The organism is Streptomyces mauvecolor (genome assembly GCF_039532965.1).
In the GTDB taxonomy this organism is placed as follows: domain Bacteria; phylum Actinomycetota; class Actinomycetes; order Streptomycetales; family Streptomycetaceae; genus Streptomyces; species Streptomyces violascens.
Window position 1 is genome coordinate 1 of record NZ_BAAASQ010000074.1, and the last position, 2,098, is coordinate 2,098.

General features: G+C 71.7%; 3 protein-coding genes and 1 pseudogene. 1 reads left to right on the forward strand and 3 read right to left on the reverse strand.

What is annotated here, in order from left to right; translation table 11 throughout:
- Positions 1 to 74 (forward strand): annotated as a pseudogene (locus ABD346_RS38275) (ATP-binding protein); the annotation flags it as partial.
- Between the two features lie 179 nt (positions 75 to 253).
- On the opposite strand, the gene ABD346_RS38280 reads toward ABD346_RS38275, so the two are convergent.
- The 3 genes from ABD346_RS38280 to ABD346_RS38290 form a co-directional block, all read right to left on the reverse strand.
- Entirely contained in the window at positions 254 to 1,084 is an 831-nt protein-coding gene (locus ABD346_RS38280; protein ID WP_344380933.1) for an alpha/beta fold hydrolase, read from the reverse strand.
- Positions 1,077 to 1,664: a TetR/AcrR family transcriptional regulator gene (locus ABD346_RS38285; RefSeq protein ID WP_344380934.1), complete on the reverse strand. Its 588-nt coding sequence runs from the start codon at positions 1,662 to 1,664 to the stop codon at positions 1,077 to 1,079. The genes ABD346_RS38280 and ABD346_RS38285 overlap by 8 nt, the downstream gene beginning before the upstream one ends.
- 132 nt (positions 1,665 to 1,796) lie before the next feature.
- Complete coding sequence (locus ABD346_RS38290) at positions 1,797 to 2,015, reverse strand: acyl-CoA carboxylase subunit epsilon (protein WP_344380935.1); 219 nt, start codon at positions 2,013 to 2,015, stop codon at positions 1,797 to 1,799.
- Between the last annotated feature and the right edge of the window lie 83 nt (positions 2,016 to 2,098).

A 2,098-nucleotide genomic window follows, 5' to 3' on the forward strand; every position in this document is an offset into this window, starting at 1 on the left:
CCCGCCACCGGGCAGACGCCAAGAGCGCCCTCATCACCCTCGTGGAACACGCCCTCATGGCGCGACTGCGGTAGCGACAGATCCGGTTCTGACGAAGGCCCCGCATTCCGAGCAACGGAACGCGGGGCCTTCTGTTCGAGCGAAGCCGAGAACCTGGGGAGCCACCAGCAGTGCGGGGCAATCTGCGGGGGCGCGGGGAACTGCGCGACCAGCCACGAACGGCCCCCACCCGGCCCAAGAGAGTCGGGAGCGCCTAGCTCAACAACTCGCCCACCCTGAGGGCGAATTGACCAGGGTGAGTAACAACCCCCACATGCCCGCCGGGGAACTCCGCAAGCTCGACCCCATACCGCCCCGCGAGCGCCGCCGCGGGCCGGTACAGCCGCAATCCGTACGACCCCCACCCTGCGGCGGGCACCAACTTGCCCGCATGCAGGTCGAGTTGGGCCAGCGAAGGCACATGCCCGCTGAACGGCCGCAGGATCCGCCCGAGGAAGAACCCCGCGTTCCCCTGAGCCCGTTGAAGCGCGGACAGCACCCCCGGCGAGAGCCGGGAGAAGTCCGGCGCCTCCCCCCGCCCCTCACCGCACCCCGCCCCCATGTCGGCCATGGCCGCGGCCACCCCCGAGCGGTGGAAGGTCGCCACGACCGAGGCGAAGAACGCGTGCTGCTCGGCGGCGTCGGGCAGCAGCGAGACGAGGACGGGCTCGTGCGCGACCACCCGGGCGAGCCGCTCGGGATGCCGCGTGAGCAGCTCCACCGCGACGATCGCCCCCGAGCTCGTGCCGAAGACGTACGCGGGCGCCCCGTCCGGCGCCACCCGGACGAGCAGCCGGTACGCGTCGTCGGCCTGCACCTCGACGCGCTGGTCCACGTCCGGCCCGTCGAGCGGGCTGCGGGAGTGGCCGCGCGGATCGTAGGTCACCACGGTGAAGCGGTCGGCGAGCGCGCCGGCGACCGGTTCGAAGATCCCGGCGTCCCCGCCGCCGCCCGCGATCAGCAGCAGGACGGGCCCGGCCCCGCGCACCTCGTAACGCAGGGTCGCGCCGGGCACCTTCAAAGTGCCTATGGACGGTTCAGCCATCGCACTTCTCCTCGTTCGCGGGCCAGTGCTCCAGCAGGACGTGCAGCGCCTCGACCCCCCGCTCCCACGACTTCTGCACATCGCGGGGGTGGCCGAATCCGCCCTCCGCTTCGAGCGTGATGTAGCCGTGGAAGGTGCTGCGCAGGAGGCGTACGGCATCGGTGAGGTCGGGCTCGGAGAGGCCGTAGGCACGGAGCATCCCGTACGTCGTGTCCGCCGTGCGCGCCATGACGGTCGAACCGGCGAGCAGCTCCGGGTCGACCCGGTGCTGGGTGGCGGCGTACCGGCCGGGGTGGGCCAGCGCGTAGGCGCGGTAGGCGTCGGCGAAGGCGATGAGGGCGTCCTTGCCGGCCCGGCCCGCGACGGCTGCCGCGATGGAGTCGATGAACTCGCCCGCCGTGTACAGCGCGACCCGCTGGCGCAGTTCGCGGAGGTTCTTGACGTGCGAGTACAGGCTCGCGTCCTTGACGCCGAAGCGCCGCGCGAGGGCGGACACCGTGATGCCGTCGAACCCGGCCTCGTCGGCCAGCTCGGCGGCCGCCACGGTGAGCCGCTCGGCCGTCAGCCCCGCTCGGGCCATCCGTACACCTCCAGATCCCAGAACCTAGTGCCTCTAGGTTCTGGCCTAATATACATAGCCCATACGTCCCCGAACAGCGAAAAAGCCCCCGCCGGCGAAGGCGGGGGCTTTACGAGGGGGTCCTGGGCGGGGTCAGCCCTGCCAGGAGTGCGGGGCGCGGAAGCCGGGGGTGCGCTCCAGGCGACGCCAGCCGGCGGTGGAGCGGCCGCGCTTGGGGGCGACTGCGGGCTGGGCGGCGGCTCGCGCCAGGAGCACCGCGGTGATCGCGGCGAGCTCCTCGGGAGCGGCATCGCCCTTCTCCACGCGGAGCAGGGACTCGGACTCGGACGCGTTGGACTTCGAGGTGTTCAAGTTCATCTCCTCTTACTGAGGGGGGTTGCCGTGTTTGCGGGACGGCAGGTCGGCGTGCTTGGTCTTGAGCATCGCCAGCGAGG

What these genes read in the sequence shown, in the direction of transcription:
- ABD346_RS38280 (WP_344380933.1), bottom strand. Translation starts at nt 1,084, where the DNA reads ATGGCTGAACCGTCCATAGGCACTTTGAAGGTGCCCGGCGCGACCCTG.
- ABD346_RS38285 (WP_344380934.1), bottom strand. Translation starts at nt 1,664, where the DNA reads ATGGCCCGAGCGGGGCTGACGGCCGAGCGGCTCACCGTGGCGGCCGCC.